The sequence below is a fragment of the Streptomyces sp. NPDC048483 genome, from assembly GCF_040651455.1.
In the GTDB taxonomy this organism is placed as follows: Bacteria; Actinomycetota; Actinomycetes; order Streptomycetales; family Streptomycetaceae; genus Streptomyces.
Map to the genome: position 1 here is coordinate 15,557 of NZ_JBEZJZ010000087.1, position 20,046 is coordinate 35,602.

At 68.8% G+C, this 20,046-nt stretch carries 13 protein-coding genes and 3 pseudogenes; 9 read left to right on the forward strand and 7 right to left on the reverse strand.

From position 1 onward, the window contains the following. Positions 1-11: 11 nt before the first annotated feature. On the reverse strand, positions 12-2,660 hold the full coding sequence (lanKC, locus tag AB0D04_RS31895) for a class III lanthionine synthetase LanKC (protein WP_362710382.1): 2,649 nt from the start codon (positions 2,658-2,660) through the stop codon (positions 12-14). A gap of 436 nt (positions 2,661-3,096) precedes the next feature. Between lanKC and AB0D04_RS31900 the strand changes: the two genes are divergently transcribed. The 3 genes and pseudogenes from AB0D04_RS31900 to AB0D04_RS31910 form a co-directional block, all read left to right on the forward strand. After that, complete coding sequence (locus AB0D04_RS31900) at positions 3,097-4,185, forward strand: cytochrome P450 (protein WP_362710385.1); 1,089 nt, start codon at positions 3,097-3,099, stop codon at positions 4,183-4,185. A 432-nt stretch (positions 4,186-4,617) separates the two neighbouring features. Continuing rightward, a complete protein-coding gene (locus AB0D04_RS31905) occupies positions 4,618-7,305 on the forward strand; it encodes a prenyltransferase/squalene oxidase repeat-containing protein (RefSeq protein WP_362710388.1) in 2,688 nt (895 codons plus the stop codon). Positions 7,306-7,355: 50 nt separating this feature from the next. Continuing rightward, a pseudogene (locus AB0D04_RS31910) lies at positions 7,356-7,499 on the forward strand (transposase); the annotation flags it as partial. A gap of 1,131 nt (positions 7,500-8,630) precedes the next feature. Here AB0D04_RS31910 and AB0D04_RS31915 read toward each other — a convergent pair. The 3 genes from AB0D04_RS31915 to AB0D04_RS31925 all read right to left on the reverse strand — a co-directional run bounded on the left by AB0D04_RS31915 (position 8,631) and on the right by AB0D04_RS31925 (position 12,165). Continuing rightward, entirely contained in the window at positions 8,631-9,761 is a 1,131-nt protein-coding gene (locus AB0D04_RS31915; RefSeq protein WP_362710391.1) for an agmatine deiminase family protein, read from the reverse strand. A 154-nt stretch (positions 9,762-9,915) separates the two neighbouring features. After that, positions 9,916-11,010 (reverse strand): agmatine deiminase family protein, encoded by a 1,095-nt coding sequence (locus tag AB0D04_RS31920; RefSeq protein ID WP_362710394.1) that lies wholly within the window; start codon positions 11,008-11,010, stop codon positions 9,916-9,918. Between the two features lie 597 nt (positions 11,011-11,607). Further along, the gene (locus AB0D04_RS31925; RefSeq protein ID WP_362710422.1) at positions 11,608-12,165 is read right to left on the reverse strand and encodes a TetR/AcrR family transcriptional regulator; all 558 of its coding nucleotides are present in this window, start codon (positions 12,163-12,165) and stop codon (positions 11,608-11,610) included. Between the two features lie 170 nt (positions 12,166-12,335). Between AB0D04_RS31925 and AB0D04_RS31930 the strand changes: the two are divergent. The 3 genes and pseudogenes from AB0D04_RS31930 to AB0D04_RS31940 all read left to right on the forward strand — a co-directional run. After that, positions 12,336-12,479: pseudogene (locus AB0D04_RS31930) on the forward strand (IS5/IS1182 family transposase); the annotation flags it as partial. A 1,287-nt stretch (positions 12,480-13,766) separates the two neighbouring features. Beyond that, complete coding sequence (locus AB0D04_RS31935) at positions 13,767-15,089, forward strand: NAD-binding protein (protein WP_362710397.1); 1,323 nt, start codon at positions 13,767-13,769, stop codon at positions 15,087-15,089. Positions 15,090-15,285: 196 nt separating this feature from the next. Then, positions 15,286-15,883: pseudogene (locus AB0D04_RS31940) on the forward strand (PAS domain-containing protein); the annotation flags it as partial. A 156-nt stretch (positions 15,884-16,039) separates the two neighbouring features. Here the strand turns inward: AB0D04_RS31940 and AB0D04_RS31945 are convergent. Next, positions 16,040-17,287, reverse strand: coding sequence for an MFS transporter (locus AB0D04_RS31945; protein WP_362710400.1), 1,248 nt, complete (start codon positions 17,285-17,287; stop codon positions 16,040-16,042). Positions 17,288-17,369: 82 nt separating this feature from the next. Between AB0D04_RS31945 and AB0D04_RS31950 the strand changes: the two genes are divergently transcribed. Next, positions 17,370-17,828, forward strand: coding sequence for a helix-turn-helix domain-containing protein (locus AB0D04_RS31950; RefSeq protein WP_362710403.1), 459 nt, complete (start codon positions 17,370-17,372; stop codon positions 17,826-17,828). A 433-nt stretch (positions 17,829-18,261) separates the two neighbouring features. Here the strand turns inward: AB0D04_RS31950 and AB0D04_RS31955 are convergent, their stop codons facing one another. Together AB0D04_RS31955 and AB0D04_RS31960 are read right to left on the reverse strand one after the other, a co-directional pair. Then, complete coding sequence (locus AB0D04_RS31955) at positions 18,262-18,810, reverse strand: hypothetical protein (RefSeq protein WP_362710406.1); 549 nt, start codon at positions 18,808-18,810, stop codon at positions 18,262-18,264. Positions 18,811-18,880: 70 nt separating this feature from the next. Next, positions 18,881-19,294, reverse strand: a complete 414-nt coding sequence (locus AB0D04_RS31960) for a hypothetical protein (RefSeq protein ID WP_362710409.1) — start codon at positions 19,292-19,294, stop codon at positions 18,881-18,883. A 169-nt stretch (positions 19,295-19,463) separates the two neighbouring features. On the opposite strand from AB0D04_RS31960, the gene AB0D04_RS31965 reads away from it, so the two are divergent. Continuing rightward, a complete protein-coding gene (locus AB0D04_RS31965; RefSeq protein ID WP_362710412.1) occupies positions 19,464-19,661 on the forward strand; it encodes a hypothetical protein in 198 nt (65 codons plus the stop codon). Positions 19,662-19,798: 137 nt separating this feature from the next. Further along, entirely contained in the window at positions 19,799-19,963 is a 165-nt protein-coding gene (locus AB0D04_RS31970; protein WP_362710415.1) for a hypothetical protein, read from the forward strand. The last annotated feature ends 83 nt before the right edge of the window (positions 19,964-20,046 follow it).

Genomic DNA, 20,046 nt, shown 5'->3' on the forward strand with positions numbered 1-20,046 from the left:
ACACGGGTGTGTCACGGTTCCGTGGGTGTGGGGAACCGGCTTGGGGGTGCCTGGAGGGGTGGCAGAAAAGGCAGCTGTGCGGGGCGGTCGGTGTCACCGAGGGCGGTGCTGAGGGCAAGCAGGCAGCCGGCCGATCCGGTGGCGAGGTCCATGGAGAGGCGCATCATCTGGTCGCCGGGAAAGACGAGTTCGCCCTGGTAGTTCACGCCGTACCAGTCGAGAGCATCGATCTGGGCCGCGAGGTGGCCGGGGGTGGTGCCGGGTGAGGTCGTGCGGGCGAGGTGCCAGATCATCCCGGCCCGGCCTCGGAACAGGCCGGGCTGGATGTAGAAGCGGGAGCAGGCGGCGGTCATGATGCTGGTGCGCGTCGGGGCGAGCTCCGCGGCTGCGGACTGGGGGGCGTGGGTGAGGTAGTCGTCGAGGACGGCTCCGATGCCGATGCTGCCGTCGCCGAGGTAGGGCAGGGTGCGCCAGCCTTCGTGGACTTCCAGTGAGCCGTGGGGCGTGGGCACGCACTGGGCGAGATCGGCGCGCAGAGCGGTGTCGGCCAGGTCGAGCAGGGCGGGGGCGCCGGTGCGTTCGTGGAGCCGTAGGAAGAGCAGGGCGGGGCCGGTGGCACCGCGCAGCAGCCCTGCGCGGCGGTGCGGCGGGCGCTGCGCGGGGGCGGTGAGCCGGTCGGCGAGGAGCTGGGCGGCTTCGAGGGCCCGCTCGTGGAAGTGGCGTTCACCGGTGCGGTGGGCGAGGTGGTTGAGGAGGAGGCCGATTCCGGCGATGCCGCTGTGCAGGTCGGAGGGGAGGCGCTGCCACTTCTCGTCGAGCACGGCGGTGGTGAGCCGGAGGGCGTGGCCGGTGTGCCCCAGGCGGTCGAGGACGAAGGCAATGCCGCTCAGGCCGTCGTAGAGTCCGAGTGGGGTGCCCGGTGGTGGGGGGTCGGTGTGGTCGAGCAGCCACTGCTCGCCCGTTTCGTACCGCCCGGCGCCGGTCTCGGCGAGGGCGTAGAGCACTCCGGCGGCGCCATGGGCGAGGCCGAGACCGCCACCGTCAGAGAACTGGGCGATGTCGCCGGGGAAGAGCCGGTCGTCGCGGTCCGGCGTGGCGGAGGCGAGCAGGGCGCGGACCATGGAGTCGCGGCTGTGCGGCCAGTCGCCGGGCCGGGCCCGGTCGCGGGGGGCGCTAATCCGCCGGGGCACGGGCGTGGACGAGGGGACAGACCGCCCGCCTGCCTCGCGTGTGATCTCTGCAACGGCGTTGTCCAGAAATTCCCGTGGCACATCGGGGAAGTGGACGGCGATGACGTCCGCGAGGCGTGCCGCCATGCGCCGGTCGAGGACGAGCAGTGTCGTCAGCGGCAGGAACAGCGCCAGCCTCAGACAGGCCAGCGCGTACAGGTCGACCTCGATCCCCGTACGGTCCGCTGGGGCGACGAAGCCGGGGTGGGCGACAGGCTGACGGCGCCGGTCGGAGGTGGGTTGGGCGGTCTCGAAATCGATGAGGACGACGGACCGTTCGTCCGGGGCCACCAAGATGTTGAACATGTGCAGGTCGTTGAAGACCATCCCTCGGCTGTGCACCGCCTCGACCGCTTCCTCGACGGCGCGGTGGATGCGCAAGGCCCAAGTGGTGTAGTCGGCGATCGCGACGGGATCGGGGGCGGCGGCGACCAGCGGGTGGCGTTCGGCGAAGAAGGAGTTCAGGGAGCGGCCCTCGACATGGTCCATGACGAGGAAGCGATGGTCCCCCAGCGTGATCCAGTCCCGCACGGTCGGCGCGACACCGAGCCCGGCGAGTCGGTCCAGCGCCGCCTTCTCGCGCTCCAGTCGGGCAACCGCATCGCCCCCGGCGATGTCAAGGCCGGCGTACGGGCGGGCCTCCTTGAGCACGACATGCGCCCCGTCGCGGCGGTCGATGCCGCGGTAGACACCGCCGCCGTTGGAGAAGTGCAGCGATTTCTCCATGCGGTAGGGAAGTTCACCGACCGTGGACGCACTGCGCGCGTCCAGGTGCGGCTTGAGGAAAGGCGGCAGGGTCACCCAAGCAGGCACCTGGAAGGCGGGCGTACGCGGATCCGGTACGAGTCGGCCCTCGCCGTCCTCGATCGCGAGAACGAGCCTGCCGCGCTCGTCGACGCAGTACCGGCGGGCGAAGGCCCCGTACCTCACGTATAGCGGACCCTCGTGCCAGCGCAGATCGGTGAGGATGTACGGGCCCGGGATGCCGCCAATGATCCCGTGCAGCTCGGTGAGAACGGTGTGCAGAGCCTGCTCGTCGGCCGGGTAGATGGTGACGAACTTTCCGCTGGTGTCACGGGAGGCGTACTTGGCATTGCGCAGATGCAGCAACCGCGGGCCAGGGACGAACTTGAACCGGATGCCTCGGGGAACGCAGTAGTCCCACACCACAGCGGCGACTTTCTCCGCGCTCGCGGCGGTGGCGGATACGTGGATCTTCCAGCCCTGGAGGGGCAGATCGGCGCCGGACGCCGTCGGCGTGAGGTGGAGCCAGCCCCCGCTGCGGACACCCGTCCACCCCTGGGGAACCGGCCGCCGCGCAGTCTCGAATACGGCGACGCCGCCGGACTCTGCCGGCGACGCCGGCAAGCGCTCCGGAGTCTCGTAGAAATGCCTGTCGGCCAGGCAGTAGACCTCGTACCGGTTGTCCATGGTTGGGCTCCCCCTCCGCGCCGCTACCCCGTCGATGCCCCACGGGGCGCGGATTCCCGACCAGCAGATAGGCACACCTGGCAACAGATTGGCACATACAAGCGAACATGCACACGCGCGGGATGATGCGCATGTAAGGGGGATGGTGTGACTGCTTCCCGATGATGTTTGACCACCATCATCGGGAATCAGTCACACCGGCGACGGGTATCTCTTCGCAGACGTTCTGGCTGGTCTGGACGTCGGCGGACGGCAGGACCGGGAGCACGGGTCTGTCCGCATTCCGGTCTCCGCCCGCCCCTTGTGCCCGCGGAAGCAGCTCATTCACGGGAGGCCATCAGTGCCCGAAGTCCCTTCCTTTCCACAGGACCGCACGTGCCCGTATCAGCCGCCTGTCGGTTACCGCCCTTTGGTCGGGCATGGGCCGCTGTCGCGTGTGCGGCTCTACGACGGGCGTGAGGTCTGGCTGGTGACCGGTCAGGCCGAGGCGCGCCAGCTGCTCGTCGACCCGCGGCTTTCGGCCGACCGGCAGCATCCTGCCTTCCCGTCTCCCGGTGCGCGTTTCGAGGCACTCAGGCACGTCCGCACCCCGCTGCTGGGCGTGGACCATCCCGAGCACACCAGTCAACGGCGCATGCTGGTCCCCAGCTTCAGCGCCAAACGCGTCACCGCCCTGCGCCCGCAGATCCAGCGGATCGCCGACGACCTGCTGGACGCTGTGGAAGCACAGGGGCCGCCTGCGGATCTGGTATCCGCCTTCGCCGCGCCGCTTTCGTCCAAGGCGGCGGGCCTGCTGCTGGGAGTCCCCTACGACGACCACGTGTTCTTCGAGACCCGGCTGCACCTGCTGTTCACCGGGGATCCGGCCCAGGCCTTGGAGGCACGCCGCGAGCTCATGGAGTATCTCGGCGGCCTGGTTGACCAAAAGGAAGCCCACCGGGGCGAGGGCCTGCTGGACGACCTGGTGGGACATCAGTCCACCGAGGGCGGACTCGACCGCTTTACACTCGTACGGATCGCCGTGATCCTGCTGACCGCCGGCCATGAGACGACAGCCAATATGATCGCAATCGGCATCCACACCCTGCTCGAACACCCCGAGCGGCTGGCCGAGCTGCAGGCCAAGGAGAGGGCGCTGCCTGCCGCGGTCGAGGAACTGCTGCGGCTGGTGTCCGTCTTCGACATCGTCATGCGAGTGGCGACACAGGACATCGAGAGGGGCGGCCAGACGATCCGGGCCGGTGACGGGATCATCGTCTCCCTCTCGCTCGCCAATCGCGACCCTGAGGTCTTCGCTCGACCGGACACCTTGGAGTGGAAGCAGGCCACACCCCGCCATCTCGCTTTCGGCTTCGGCCCCCATCAGTGCCTCGGCCAGCAACTCGCCCGCGCTGAGATGGAGATCGCCTTCCAAACCCTGCTCACCCGCTTCCCCGACCTGAGGCTGGCCGGCCGCACGGCGCAGAGCGGTTTCCAGCCGGGCACCATCCTCCAACGCATGACCGAACTGCCCGTTCTCTGGTAGCCCCTGAACCGGCCTTGTTGAAACGTTGGTTCAACGGCTATCGGACCCGGACTCCGAATCTCTGCACCTGGGGCGAGGCAGCTCTGCATGATGTTCAGGTCGTGACATCGGCGGCACCCGCATCGGCGAGACGCGGTAGACGGTGGCCACCGTCTACGCCACCGATGAGGAACGAGGATGCCGAGGAGTAATAGTCAAGACCTGTGGATCATGAGGTGGTTGCCGGATCCCTCCCGCCCGGCAGCGAAGCGGGCTCACTCCGCCGCGCATTCTGGGCCCCTTTGTGGCTTGGAGGCGACCGGCCGGGTTGCTCATCCCATGGAGTGAAGGGATGAAAAGAGGGGTGGACACGCAGTGCGCCCGTGTCATTACGCTTTGTCTGCGGGCGAGTGATGGTCCTGATGGCCTTGTCGTGGGGGGACGGTGGCAGGCATGTCCGAGGGGAATCGCGGTCGACTTGCGGGGCGCCTTGCCGAGCGGGTGCGGGCCGATGGTGCCATCGAGGATGCGTGCGCAAGCCGAGTCCCAGAGTCGGCGCTGCTGGTGGAACTACTGCGGGCGGAGCCATCGTTGCCAGCCGTACGGGATGAAGTGATCGCGTATCTGCGGCAGGCGCGGCCCGATGACGAAGGCAGCCGGATTCTGCGCGAGGCGGCGCTCGGGCGGCCGGACGTGCGCCGGGCAAAATCCTTCTGTACGGCCTTTGAGCACGGCACCGGGGAGCGCAAACAGAGGCTGCTGCGGACGGCGTTCGCGCTGTTCGGCCTGGTCCCCTTCGACGACGAGCCCGGCGTCGAGTACCGAGGGCAGGCGGTCTGGACCGAGCTGTCGCTGTGTGCGAGCAACATCCTGCACGACCATGCCCACGGCCGGACCAACCTGGTTGATCAGGCGTTCCTGGTGAGCAGGCTCGCCGCCGCGCCACCCGCCCGGGTCTGGCAGGGCAACGTCCTCGCGCATCTGATCGCGCTGCACGCCCTGCACACCTTCCAGGCCCATGGCCCGCTCATGGCCAGCGGGGCGACGGCGGTGGCCGGCGCCCGCCGCGCCGACGGCGGGGTGCAGTTCGTCACCTCGCAGGACGTCTTCAACACCGCGATGGCGGGCACCGCACTCTCGGCGGCCGGGCAGGCGCCGGAGCTCGTGGGCCGCATGGCCGACTGGGTGGCCGAACGGCAGTGGGCCGACGGCGGTTGGGGGTACTGCTCCGAGACCTCCCAGACCGACGTGGACGACACCAGCCGCTGCATGGAGTTCCTGCGCGCGGTGGACCCCGGGCGCTACCAGGGGGTGCTCCGGCGTGCGGAGAGTTATCTGGTCGGGATGGCCGGGCCGGACGGCGGTTTCCCCACGTACGTACGGGGAAATCCGGCGGACGTCGACATGACCGCGGGCGCCGTCATCGCCCTGAGCCCGCACTGGACCCAGCACGCCGAGCTGCTCGACGCCTCGGTGCGCTATCTGCTCGACCACGGGCAGGGCGACGGGACGTACGAGCGAGGCTGGTCGCTGAGCGAGTCCAGCGTGATCAACCGGGTCCTCGATGCCCTGTCCCGCGTGCCCGAGCCCGGAGGGCGGGTCGAGCAGGCGATCCGCACGAGCGTGCAGCGCTTGTGCACCACCCAGAACGGGGACGGCGGTTGGGGGCAGGGGCCCGGCGCGGACAGTGATGTGCTGTCCACCGCGCAGGCCGTCCCGGTCGTCGTCCGCCACGGCCCCCAGCCGGTCGCCGACCGCGCGGCCCGCTGGCTCCTTGGCCAACAGCACGATCACAGCGGGTTCACGTCGATCCCCGACCAGGCCGGTCCGCGGCCGCTGCCGTACGACTTCCCGGTCCTGGCGGATGTGCACGCGCTGCTCGCCCTCAACGCCGCCGACGCGCGCCATGCGGCCGGCACGAGCGGGCCGTCCGGTGACCACGCGGGCGGGACCGGTGCCGAGGTGCGCCAACTGCCCGCGTTCTACTGCCCGTTCCCGCCAGCCCTCCACCCGCTCGCGGCAGCGGCGGACGCCCGGTCCCTCGCGTGGATGCACGAGCACCAGCTGTGCACCGACGACGGCGAGCGCACCCGCATGGCGCAGACCGGGTGCGGGCAGCTCGCGGGCCGGATGTCCCCGTCCGCCCGCGCGGACCTGCTGCAGATCTTCTCCGACTACACCCTGTGGGCCTTCGCCTTCGACGACGAGTACTGCGACGAGGGCCCCCTCGGGGAGCGTCCGGGCGAACTGGCCGACGCCGCCGTGCGGATCCTGCGCTGCGCGGAGGTCCCGGAGACCCCGGTGTACGCCGACGACCGGTACGGGATCGCCCTGCGGGACCTGCGCAGTCGCCTCGACGCCGCGTCGTCTCCCGTACACGGCGCGCGGTTCGTCGAAGCCATGCGCGGCTACCTCCTCACCGAGGTCCGCAAGGCCGGGTTCGTGGCCCGCGGGCAGCGCCCCGGCCTGGACGACTACACGCTGGTGCGCCTCTACAGCGGCGGTTCGATCGTCTTCGCCGAGCTGGTCGCGGTGTGCAACGGCTGCCCACCGCCGCCCCATCTGGCCGACGACCGGCGGGTCCGGGCCATCACCGAGGTCGCCGCGACGCTCGTCGACTGGGAGACCGACGTCATCTCCCACGGCAAGGAGACCGAGCGGACCGGGGACGGGTTCAACCTCATCGATGCGGTCCGGCAGGAGTTCGGCTGCGGCGAGGACGAGGCGGTCGAGCGGGCGATCACCATGTGGGACCGGATCATGACGCTGTTCCTGAGACTGCGTGCCCGGCTCACCGCCGAACTGCCGGAGCTCACTGCGTACGTTGCCGGGCTCGCGCAGTACATCCGCGGCGTGCTCGACTGGTCACTCGGGACTGACCGTTACGTCTATCTCGACGGCCGCGGCGGCCGCCGTGCGTTCCGCCCAGGCGGCTGGCGCGACACGCCCCGTGACAACTCTCCCGAGCCACTGCCCATCCCCTCGGTCGCCTGGTGGTGGCAGCATGACCCCGGCACTTCGACGGCACCCGCCCCCGCCGCCGCGCACCGGTTCGTCCTCCCCACCGGCCCCTCGGGCCTCGGCGCCGCGGCTGCCCGCATCCCTCAGCTGATCAAGGCAGGGCCAAGGCAAGGCCTTTGACCTCACCCACGGCGCGGTGGCCTCGATGTTCTGAGCCATAAATTGACCTTGTGGCAGGTCGAGGTGAGTTGACGAACGCGGCGTGGGAGCGAATAGGTAGCTGCTTCCGCGAGTGGACGGGCGTGGCCGTCCATGGCGTGGTCAACGCCGTGCTCTGGCGGCTTCGGACGGGAGCTCCGTGGCGTGATCTCCCGGTCCTTAGACGCGCTTCAGGGCGCATGGGAAGCGATCATGATCCGGGGTCGGCCGCGGCCTGGCTGACGCCCTGCCGTGCTGGGGCCCAGCCCGGCGAAGATTTGGCCACTGCGGCACTGCGTGTCAGCTGCCAAGATCACGGGGACGATGCTGTTTTTTTGCTGACTTATCGGCGCGATCTTTATTTCCGCAGTATGTCGATTTGGGATGTTGGTGAGGCCATCGACTTCCCGATAGGGCTCAGCGTGGGGGTAGTTGATACCGTTCCTCGGAGGTGAGGGGAATGTCGTAATTCTCGCAATTCCTCATTAGGGAATTCGCGAGGACATGGACTACATCTGCATGCCCGTGGAGGAGCGACTCCACGGTTTCCGCTGATGGAGCGGCCAACATGCAGGTCAGAGCCCGTAATCGTGGCCCTCGGGGCATGTGTACGTTCGGCAGGGTGAAACCGGGTCTGGCAGGACTGATGCTGACCCGATGCTGACTTTTATCACGGCGCGTCAGCTAGGGTGACGCTCCTTGCCGGCTGGATCTGCGCGGCCGTGATGCTGCTGCCAGACCGCTGCTGTTCACCTCGTTCGACGAGGCGGTCGCTGCTGCCCATGGCATGCCCGGTGCGCGCTCTGGGCATCGCCGTCTCGTTCTGGTCGGCGTCTGTGCTGCCCTAGAGGCACTGCCACGACTCTGTTGGCGATCTTCTTGGGGGCAAGCGGTGGTCGTGCAGAGTGCGTGGAGGGCGGTTGTTCGGCGGCGGGGTGTCTGGGGTGGGGCGATCCAGTCGGCGACGTGGGTGAGGTTGCAGGCCATCGCGGTCAGGATGTGCTGGACGTGGGTGCGGGGTCTGTCAAACACACGAACGTGTCTTACAGTCCCGGCATCCACCGGATCGCACCTTCAACAGCCGTAGACACGGTCACGTAGTCCTTAACTTCGCGGCACTGCTTGATCACTTGTGGAACACCGGGCCCGGCGGCGACCATGTTGCGCCTTTCGATGGTGGAGCCGGGCAGGAGATCTCCCCGAAAGCCTCCGCTTGAGGTGGGACGAAGCCGGCCCGGGATGAGGCCATTTGCGGCGTCGTCGTTTTGGCCTATGGGCAGGGAAACGCTGTGTCGCGATCGGGCTCGCTATTTGGCCGGTTTGCCTGGCTGGTCGTGGGTTGAGCAGTGGATGCCGCCGCCACCCGAGGCGATGGTGTCGATCTTCACCTGCACGATGTCGCGTTGGGGGAAATGGTCCTGCAGGATGCCCTTCGCGTGATCGTCGGCCTTGGCGTCACCGAAGCGGGGCATGAAGACCGCGCCGTTGGCGACGTAGAAGTTCGCGTAGGTGGAGACGAAGGCGTCGCCCCGGCCGGTGATCTTGTCGAGGTCGGGCTGGGGCAGGTCGATGACCTCCAGGTACTTGCCGCGGGCGTCCGTCGCGTCCTTGAGGACGGACCTGGCCTGGTCTGCCGCACGTGACCAGACGTCCGGAGGGCTGTCGGGAAAGGCGCGGTCCACGAGGACGACACCTGGTGCGGTGAATCGGGCGATGCTGTCGACATGCGCGTCGGTGATGTCCTTGCCACGCACTCCGGCCAGCCAGATCACCTTCTTGACGCCGAGACTGCTCTTGATTTCGGCCTCGACATGGTCGCGGCTCTTGCCCGGGTTGCGGTTCTTGTTGACCACCGAACTCTCGGTGATCAGCAGGGTGCCCTCGCCGTCCGTCTCGAAGGAGCCGCCTTCCGCGACCAGCGGGGCCTTGGCGCGCGGGATGTCGTACTTCGTGAGGAGGGCGCGGCCGACCTGGGCGTCGTTGCGATGCTCCTGCTTGTTCCCCCAGCCGCTGAAGTTGAGGTCGACGCCCAGGATGCCGCCGGAGTCCTCGACGAACACGGGCACGGTGTCGCGTGCCCACAGGTCGTCCACCATGAAGGGGATCACCTCGACCTGGGAGCCGCACGCCTGCTGGGCCGCGGCCTGCTGTTCGGGACGGGCCATCAGTACCACGGCCTCGTATTCCGCGATCGCGCGGGCCACGTCCGCGATGTCCTCCCGGACGGACGGCAGCTGCTCACCCCAGACGGACTCCAGGGCCGGCCAGGACATGAAGGTGCGGGTGTGGCTGTCCCACTCGGCACCGAACCGTCGGCCCGTCGCCGAGGCAGAGGAGGAGGCGGATGTGCTCGGGGTGTCGCTCGGACCGCAGGCCGTCGCTCCGAGGGCGAGGGCGCCGATGCCGGCGAAAGAGCGCAGGGCGTTGCGGCGGGACATGAGGGGATGGGACACAGAGAACTCCGGCATTCAGCTGACGAGCCGTATTCAGGGATAACGGATCCTGAATTGTGGCTCCTGAGGATGAAGGTATCCGATGGTTTTTGCGAATTCGAACAGGTGCGACTGTGTGACTGTGCGGCTGTGTGGCGGGCTACGGAATGGGTTGGTGCATGGTGGAGCAGTGAATTCCGCCACCGCCGGCCATGAGGCGGTCGACATCCAGTTGGACGACCGCGCGCCCGGGAAACGCTTCAGCCAGGGCCCGGCGGGCCGCGGTGTCCGCTCTCGCGTCGCCGAACTGTGCCGTGATCACGCCGCCGTTGACGAGATGGAAGTTGAGATACGAATCCACAAACGTCGAGCTGCGCGACCGTACGGTACCCGGTCCGTCCACGCGGATCACCTGGAGGCGCCGTCCCCTCGCGTCGGTCGCAGCGGACAGGATGGCGAACTGCTCGCGTGCGTCCTTGGCCCAGACGTCGTTCCGGTCACCTGGAGGAACCTGCACCATGACGACGCCGGGGCTGATGAAGCGCGAGGTGACGTCGATGTGATTGTCGGTGATGTCCCGACCATGCACACCAGGAACCCAGATCATCTTCTCGGCACCGTATGCCGCCAGGACGGCCTTTTCGATATCGTCCCGGCTCATCCCGCGATTACGGTTTTTGTTCACCAGGCTGCTTTCGGTGGCCATCACCGTGCCGTCGCCGTCCGTCTCGATGGAGCCGCCTTCCCCGACAACATCAGCCTCGCTGAAAGCGGTTCCGTTCCATTCGGCGATGGACCGGGCCACTTCGGCGTCGTCGTCATGCGCCTGTTTGCGTCCCCACCCATTGAAGTTGAGGCCGATGGCATCGAGGTTCCCGCGGCCGTCGCGCCGGAAGACGGCGCAGGTGTCGCGCATCCAGAGGTCGTCCGTGGGGATCGCATCGATGACGGTGACGTCGGGGCCGCAAGCGACCCTGACGGCCTCGGCGGTGGGTGCGTCCGGCGCGCACATGATCACGGGCTCGTATGCCGCAACAGTGCGGGCGATAACGGCGATGTCCTGCTGGACGCCTGCCAGGTGGCGGCCCCAGACGGATCTTCGCGACGGCCATGACATCCAGGTCCGCGTATGCGGAACGTCGTCGGCCGGCACGCGCCAACCGAGACCTCCCGCGCCATCGGGCAAGGAACCTTGCGACGGACGCGGACCGAGGAAGGTATCGAGCAGCCACTTGCCTACGGGGAGGTCATTCATGGGGGCTCCACATCGAATCCGTGATGGCGGGTGGTTGTTGGCCGCAAGGCCCGACCGGACCGGAGGACAAGGCAGTTCCGTCGCCGACGTCCGGAGACGATTGCGCCGGCGGCGTGTGCGGCGGGATCACGTGCGGCCACACCGTCTACGCATACGCCCCTCAATGCCGTCGAGGCAGGGCCGCAGTGCGTGAGTCCGGGCGTATGAGAGGCCCCGCAGCACCGGGCTCCCGACTATGGCACTGACTGAATTTTCAGTCAACCTGCCCGCCTGTGCCCCCGCAGTCCGAGCGAAGCGGCACATCGAGGGCTGGGGTGCGGGCGCCTTCCGAGGCGCCCGCACAGTTTTCGGCCCGGTCGTCGACGTACTCAACGCGCCGGTGGACCAGGCCCGTACGATCGTGGAAGTGGCAGGGGAGCAGGGGTGTGGAGACGCCCGGCTCGGCGGCGACGTCTTCCGCACGCAGCCCCCGGACCCGCGCATGACCATCACCCGGCGGGTTGCTTCCAGCGGCTCGGCTCGTCGAGTTGGCACGGGCACACGGTGATCACCCGGGTGCGAGGGGGCTGGCGCCCAAGGCAACGGAAGTGACCGCTCCTACCGACGCCCCAGCCGCTCCAACTCCGCATCGATGGCGTCCAGTACCAGTTCGCGGGCGTTGTCCAGAGGCAGGATGCCGCTGAGCCAACGCATGCTGAGCCCTTCGACCAGTCCCGTCAGCCGCTCGGCGGCGACGGCCAAGCCGGAGGCGGTGGCCATGGGACGCATCCGGCCGAGCAGCTCGGCGATCTCCTGGACCCAGATCAGCGTGGCCTTGGCCAGGTCCTCCCGCAGGTGGGGTTCGAAGATGGCGCTGGCGCGCAGCTCCCCCCACGCAATGCTGTTCTCCCGGACGGCCTCGTCGTCCTGGAGCTCCAGGAGCAGGGTCTGTTCCAGTTCCTGCCGGGGATCGAGAGGGGCGGCGTCCGCGTCGCGGACGGTGGTGTAACTCCCGGCGCGATCGTTGATGAACTCCAAGGTCCGGCGCAGGATGCCGGCTCGGTCCTTGAAGTGGTAATAGATGAGCGCGGTGGACACGCTGGCCTCGGCGGCCAGCTCCTCGACGCGCAGTCCGCGAACCCCGCGCCGGGCGATGACCCGTGCGGCCGCCTCCATGATCGCTGTTTTACGGTCACCCACGGTTACCCACCTTAGATTGCCCTTCTTGCGTCGCTCCCTCACCCATATTGACTGAAACTTCAGTTAGCGGCGAACGCTGGGCGGTCCATCCGGCCTGCCCCGGTCAGCTCTCCGGGGGTCCGCAATCGCCGCTCCCCCGACCGACACGGCTACGGGAGCCACCAGCCACCGTCAGACGAACGCAACCGACATCACCCAATCAAGTTCCGTACCTTCGCAAGCGCCGCATCAAGGCAGTCATCCCGGAGAAGGGGGACCAGGCCGCCAACCGGAAGAGGAAGGGCAGTAGGGCCCGCCGACGCCATGTGCGAGGCCGAAGTTTGCGTGTCCACTGGGGAAGCGGGTGGACTCCTGGGAGTGGGGGGCGTGATTCGAGCCGACGCGGCGAAGGGGGAACCTCGGGCTGCCAGGGCCTGCAAGAGGGTGTCGCGCGCTGTGCAGCTGCGCGCTCACATGAGGGCTGCGGCAGGCTGATCATGGTTCTGCTGCGCTTCCGGCCGGCATAGGTCAGCACGGTGGTTGGCGCTCTGGATGCAGGTACCGCTGCCCGGCCCTTAACCACGGCGGCGCGTGCCTGCCCGGAGATTTGACCGTTCCCGCCTGTCCGCAGGGCGATGTGGTCGATTTCGCCGACAGTCCCAGTGTCCGCCGCGGCGGTTGAGCATTTGTCTGAATCAAGGGCGTCGAGAGCGTGGCGCCTGTCCATGGTGCGGGAGAGGCGCTGCTCCTACCTTCGGCATACGCGAGATTTCGCGCTGGGCGACCCCCGGCGTTCCTCGCCGACCAGGTTGGCCCTCCTCGGGCCGGTGGGTCCTGGCTCTCGTGCCGCTCTTGGCGTCCCGCAACCAGCGAGTCCGGTGGTCCGGACGACTGCCAGTGCGACACGGTGGGCGGCCGCATGTGCACCCTTCGCCCCAATCGGGCGGATTATCTGGGCTGCTCGACTCGCAGGCATGCGGTGCTTCGTGTCCGCCTGAGACGTTGCGCTTCTGCTACGTGGGAGCTGTCTGCGCAGGCGTGCCTCGGCCGTTCGGCCCGGACGACTCGTGTGTGTCGGCGTACAGGGGGAGCGGGCGCAACGTGCTCTGCCGTGGGGCATGCAGTCTGCCCCACGTTTCCCGCGGCGCCTGTGCGCGGATGAGGAACGTGCCCCGGGCGTCGGCGAACTGAGGCGGACCCGGTCGTGGGCCGGAGTGCCGCGCCGCCATCCGATGGGAGTAGAACCAGTGAGTACTGCAGGCGGGCAGCCCGTCCCGTTTACCGGCATCATCCGCCGCCAGCCGGTCGTGGGTGGCCAGTCCGCTGATCCGAGCGACCCCGGGTGCCACTGCGGCCGATTGCTCATCAGCTGCGGTGGCTGTCAGACCCTCCGCTGTCTGGACTGCGACCCCTACCGTTCTGATGACTGCACTGTGATCTCGGAGCATTCCCGTGACGGTGTCTCCATCGAAAAGCCCTCGCCGAACGCGTTCGGTGCTGCGCTCTCCAGGGGCGGAGCGTCGGAGCGGTACTTCGTCGTGATCGGCAGCGACGTGGCACGCAGGGTCTGTGGTTCCTTGCGATCGGCGGGACACCTCGTGTGCCACCTGGCGCAACCCACGGACGAAGATCTGCGTCGGGCGCTGGACCGGGAGGTGGCCGGGGTCGCGATCCTGCTCGACGACGACGTTGAGTCCCTGCGCTATGCGCTCGCGGTCGAGCACATCCGTCCGGGCGTCACGCTGGTGGTGACGGTCTTCGACCGGACGGTCGCCGAGCAACTCATGTGCGTGGTCCCGAACTGCCAGGTCACCTCACCGGCCGAGGTCGCCGCTCCCGCCCTGCTGGCCGCCTGCCTTCAGCCCGACCTGTTGGCCCTCATCCGGACGCCCTCGGGTCACGTCGGCGCCCGCTGGGAGGGGGGCAGGGTGAGCCTCGAACCGTATCGGCCACCCCGGTCGCTGAGGTACCGGGCCCGGCTGGGGAAGATCAGGGGGCAGCTGCGGCCGCACGACGGCAGCTCACGGATCATGCTGACCGGCCTCGCCGGGCTGCTCGTGGTGCTTCTGGCGGACTGGATCTGGTCCGTGACCCTCAATCATCGCCCGCCAGTGGAAGCCCTCTTCGAGGCGGTGCGAACGGTGTCGACCGTCGGCCCCGCATCCGCGCACGGCTCGAACTCCTACCTGGTGTTCGCCAGCCTCGCGATGCTCGTCACCATCGTGTTCACCGCCGTTTTCACCGCCGGTGTGGTCGACCGTCTTCTGGCCCCGCGCTCGATCGGCGTGGTAGGCCCCCGGGCGCTTCCCCGGGCCGGCCACGTGGTGGTCGTCGGGCTCGGCCAGGTGGGGCTGCGGCTGTGCACCCGGCTGCAGGACCTCGGCATCGGCGTGATCGCGGTGGAACGCGACCCGGCGGCCCCCCACCTCCGGCTGGCCAGAGCGCTCGGCGTGCCCGTCGTCATCGCCGATGCCACCGACAGGTTCGTGCTGCGCAAGCTCAGCCTCCACACGGCTCAGGCCATGGCCGCCGTAGCCTCCGACGATCTGGACAACATCGCGGTCTCCGTGGCCGCACGGGCGGTCGCTCCCGACCTGCGCGTCGTCATCCGGGCGGGCGACCACGAAGCCATCGCCGAGACCCAGTCCCTGTTCAGCATCGGCACCGTCCATGACTTGGGCAGTTTGAGTGCCGCGTACACGACCGCGAGCCTGACCGGGCTCCGGCCGCGCGGCGTTCTCGCACACGGCAGGCAGCTGCTGGTGGAGTGCACGGACGGGACGTTCGTGCACTGGCCGCACACAGCCCGCTGCGATCACCAACAGGACAGGCACGCTGACGCGGACAGCGCTGCCCGCACATCTGTCGGCGCTCGTCGACCAGATCCCGGAGAAGGCAGGGAAGACCGGTCATGCGGATGAGTATCCGCCAGAAGGGCTTGGCCCACAGCAGCTCCGTGGAGGTTGAGCAGGGCCTGGCGCGTCAGGACAATGCCGCGACCTCGCCCGCGTCGCCGCCCACGGCGGAGACCGGGGTCAGCCTGCGGCACCCGCTGATGTCACTGGCCGAGTCGCTGGTGGAGCTGCAGGCTGCCCCGGAAGGGCTGGGTGTCGAGGTGTGCGAGGTCGGGATCCTCGATAGTGCTGCAGCCGCGCGCCGAAGCAGCGCGGAAGACAGCGGACGTCGACTTCATCGTCGTCATGGACACGAAGGGGATCCGCATTACGCACCCCGATCCCGCCCGGATCGGGAAGAAGTTCATCGGTACCCTCGAGCCGTCGCTGGTCGGCCGCACCACCGCCGAGACCGCCACGGGGCCCGTCAGGCGGGGGGGGGAGACGCAGGTCGTCCAGGCGGTGGTCTCCCGGTGACCCGTGCCGACGGCTCGGTCGTGGGCCTGGTGTCCGCCGGGCTCACGGTCCAGAACGTGACCGGGCTGATCGAACAGCAGCTGCCGATCATCTTCGGCACCGGAGCGGCCGCGCCCGCCTTGGCCACAACCGGAATGGGGCTGGTGTCGCGGCGGTTGCAGCGCCAGACCCATGGCCTGGGCCCGGCGGAGATGACGCGGATGTACGAGCACCACGACGCGGTGCTGCACGCGGTCCGGGAGGGCGTGCTGATCACCAGCGCCGACGGCAGGATTCTGCTGGCCAACGACGAGGCGCGGCGGCTGCTGGAGCTGCCGGCGGATGCGGAGCGGCGGCATCTGGGCGGGAGGCGGTGGCGAGCCGTCTCCATGGCAGGCACGGCGTCCTGGAGCCGGTCGATCGGGCGGGGCAGTGCACCGCACCGAATCGTGCCGCTGGTGGGGAAGCACGGTGCACCGCCGCGACGCACCGAGGCGGTGCAGTCGTGCGTGAGAGGCTGTTCAATTCGCCACTCGTCCGGCTTGCTCAGTCCTTTGTGTTTCCTCCCGCGCCTGGCGGGTGCCTGCTTTCTCGGATCTGAGGTTCACGCTGTCGGGGGGCAGTCGCCTGTCGGTCGCCCAGACGGCCAGCGCACAGGTCGCGAATCCGGCCCCGAGGAGACTGGAGCCCGCCCAGCTGTGGGTGGTGAAGAGGGCGGTGGTTGCGGCTGCGCCGAGGGCAGAGCCGAGTGAGTAGAAGACCATGTAGCTGCCGATGACGCTGCTGAGGCGATCCGGATACGCGGCGGTGAGCACGTGCTGGTTGCTCACATGCACGGCCTGGACCGCGAAGTCGAGAACCACGATTCCGACGATGAGGAGCCACAGTGACCACGGCAGCTGCGCGATCGCTGCCCACGAGAGGATGAGCAGAATGAGCGCGAGACCGCTGACCGGGGCCGCCCGTCCTGCATCCGCCCACCGTCCCGCGCGTGCCGCGCCGAGTGCGCCGGCGAGCCCGACGATACCGAACAGTCCGATCTGGCTCTCGCTCAGATGCCACGGCGTGCCCGCCAGTGGCAGGGACAGTCCGCTCCACAGGGTTCCGAACGATGCGAACAAGAAGAACGCGATGAGCCCGCGCGTCAGGAAGGTACGCTGCCCGAACAGTCCGCCGATCGAGGCGACGGCCTGCCTGTACGCCGCAGGTCGGCTGGGGCGCTCCTCTGACGGCAGTACGGCGAGGACGAGGGCCGCGAGCCCGAGTGACAGCACCGCGAGCACGGCATAGATGCTCCGCCAGCCCCACACCTCGGCGAGCGTGCCGGTGACGACCCGCGCGCCCAGGATGCCGACCACAACGCCCGAAGTCACGACACCGATGTTCCGCCCGCGTTCGGCAGGTGGCGAGACTGACGCGGCGTAGGCCACCGTGGTCTGCACCACGACCGCGAACACCCCAGCCGCGGTGAGCCCCACGAACGCCATCCATGCGGCTGACGCCGAGGCCGTCAGGATCATGCCCACTGCGGTGATCGCCAGGTGCACGGCGATGAGCCGGCGTCTGTCGACGACCACATCGCCCAGCGGCACCAGCAGCAGCAGCCCTGCCAGATAGCCGAATTGGCCGGTCGCGACGATCCACCCAGTGAGTTCTGCCGGCACGCCAAGGTCGCGTCCCATCACCTCCAGAACCGGCTGCGCGGCATAGATACTCGCCACAGCGACACCACAAACCACCGCGAGCAGCAACCGCCGCCACACGTTCATCGCACTCCCCAATCGGTAGCAAATTGCAACCGTTTTGACGGTACGGCATGATGGTTTTCATCCGCAACTCATTGGAGGTGTCATGTCACGCACCACCATGCGCGCCCCGAACGCCGACTGGACCGACCCCGACTGCCCCGTCGCCCGCACGCTCGACCTCGTCGGCGACAGGTGGAGCCTTCTTGTCATCCGCGACGCGATGGACGGGGCACGATCGTTCACCGAGTTCCAGCGACGCACCGGCATCGCCCGCAACATCCTCACCGATCGCCTCCGCAAGCTCACCGCTCACGGGCTCCTCGCCCAGCGCACCGCACCATCGGGCCGCCGCCAGGAGTACGTGCTCACAGAGGCCGGCCGCGACCTCTTCCCCGTCGTCGTCACCCTGCGACAGTGGGGAGAACGTCACGCCTTCGCTCCCGGCGAGACCCACTCCACCCTTGTCGACCAGCACGGCACCCCTGTGCCGGAAATCGCGCCGACGAGCGCCGACGGCTCCCTCCTCGGCGACGACACCACCCACGTGCGGAAGACCCGATAGAAAGCAGACCCTCGGCGCCTCCAGACCTCGCAGACACCCCGCTGCCCACGCGTCTGCCAGAGGAGGCGGTGGCGGAGGAGTCGGCCGCGGCGGCACACCTGCGCGGGGGCGGAGCGGCCGCGGCGGCCGTGCAGCCTCGGCCAGGCGGTGATCAGCGCTTCATGGGCGACCATCGCGACGGCGGCCACGATCCCTAACTCCCTGGCATTGGACGTGGTTGCGCTCCGCGGAGCGGATTGAGCCTGGTCGGACATGGCTGTCTCTCCCGGGCTGTCCGCTCAGCGGATGAGTGAGCGGCCGGTGGGCGCCAGCCGGAGCGCTTGGGGGGCTGCTGTCTGTTCCCGCTCGATTCCCGGCAGGATCTCGTCCCTCGTGTGGGGATGGGCCTGTACCAAGGCGACATGCCGGCGATGAGCTGGCTGCGCGTGAGCGGTCAGTCCTCGCCGTCGGCGACGATGACCACGGCATGGCCGTTGCCGATGCCGACCACGGCCGCGTCGAAAGTGGCTGCGGTGACCGGCGACCAGTTGCGATTGCCGTGACAGCCTTCTCGGTACGCGGCGTAGCCGTTGGCACGCCAGTCGGCGTCCGGCCCGAGCAACGTCGCCAGCCCCTCGCCGATGGCGTCGGCCACGGGGCGCATCGGGCCGTCCCCACCGCTCGTGTAGACGAGGTTGCGAATGAGCGTGGCGGCTGTCCAGGGTGATACCTCGTGCGGAGGGATCCGCAGGCGCAGGGCGGACTCCATCTGCTGCGGGTTTCGTGGGCCGCTGTGATGGTGTTTGCAGCGCCGCTTGCAGGGGTTTGGGAGCAACCCGGTGGGCGTCAGGACATCCCAGCACAGCTGCCCGTGGTTACGGCCGTCGTCCGGCCCGAGGTGGACGATCCGGTCGTTCTCCCCGGCCAACTCCGCTAGCCACATGCCGAGGTCCGGATCCGGTCCCAGGTCGTACAGTGGCGGCGGTTCGAACGACAGGTTCATGACTCTCCTCCTCTTGTCCCGTAACCCTAGTTGAACTGGTGACAAGGGAATCTGACGGATACTCAGGCCATCATCGGGGTGCTGCGGGGCGGGTAGGAACGCCGTTGAGGGCCTGGGGACCGGCAGCATCGGCGCGGCCTCCGTCGCGGCCGCGGGCGGTCGCGCGTACGGGATCCTCGGACGCGGCGGAGCCGGGGTGGCGGTTGGCGTCCAGGCCGGCGGAGACCGCGGCGGCGCGGTCGGGGTCGAGCTGTGCGTACGCCTCGTCCAGGAAGGCGACCATGTCCGCGGTCGGCCCGGTTGTTCGGGCGGCACGGCCCAGGCGGGCCCAGGTCTGCACGTTGGGGGACCAGCGCTCGTGGGCGGACTGCCGGGTGGTGCCGGCGGCGCGGGCGAGCTGCTCCCAGGTGGTGCCGCGCTCGCGCTCGGCGACGACGCCGCCCTGGACCGCCCCCGCACCAAGAAGCTGCGCCCACGCCGCCATGGTCGGCCATGGCCAAGGTCTTACGAGGCCCGTGCGATCCCGTCGTGCCTCGATCCGGCGGAGCGTGGGCCCGCCCATCGGAGCACCGGATGCCCAAGCACCAGTCCACAGCCGCCCAACGCGCCCGCGCCCGCGCCGTCCAGAAGACCGTCGGCGGGAAGTCACGGGGTTGCTGCGTACCGACGAGCAGCTGCTCGCCCCCGAGCCGGACAACCCGAAGACGCACGCCTGGTGCCCACGCTGCCGCTACGCGCTTGTGCTGCACCGCGTCGGCCGCTGCCCGGAGCCGGCCATCTTCCGCGTTTTCGACAAGGACTTCGACGGCCCGCACTGGGTGGGGGCCTGCACTCGCACGGCACATGGGTAACGGTGATCGCCCGTGCCGACCGCGGCCGCGGTCAGTGGCTCACCCCTGACCTGGCCCTCGGTGGCCCCGACACACTCCAAGGCCCACTCTGCAGCAGCGCGCCCACCGACCATGACGAGTTCCCTGACTTCCCGGACATGACCCACCTGCAGGCCGTCCTCGACCGGGCGTTTCCCGGCGCCACGGGTGGACCGTTCGCCCGCGACCGCTACGCCGATGCGGACACCGACCCCGTGGAACTCCTTTGGCGCGAGTTCATGTGGGACTGCGGCGACTGCGACAACAGCGACTACGATTCCTAATCTTTTTGTCAAGCGGCGTTCGTGACAGGAGGTATGGGTTCGTAGCACCGTCCGTCGCGCAACAGGGCCCACAGGACGTTGAC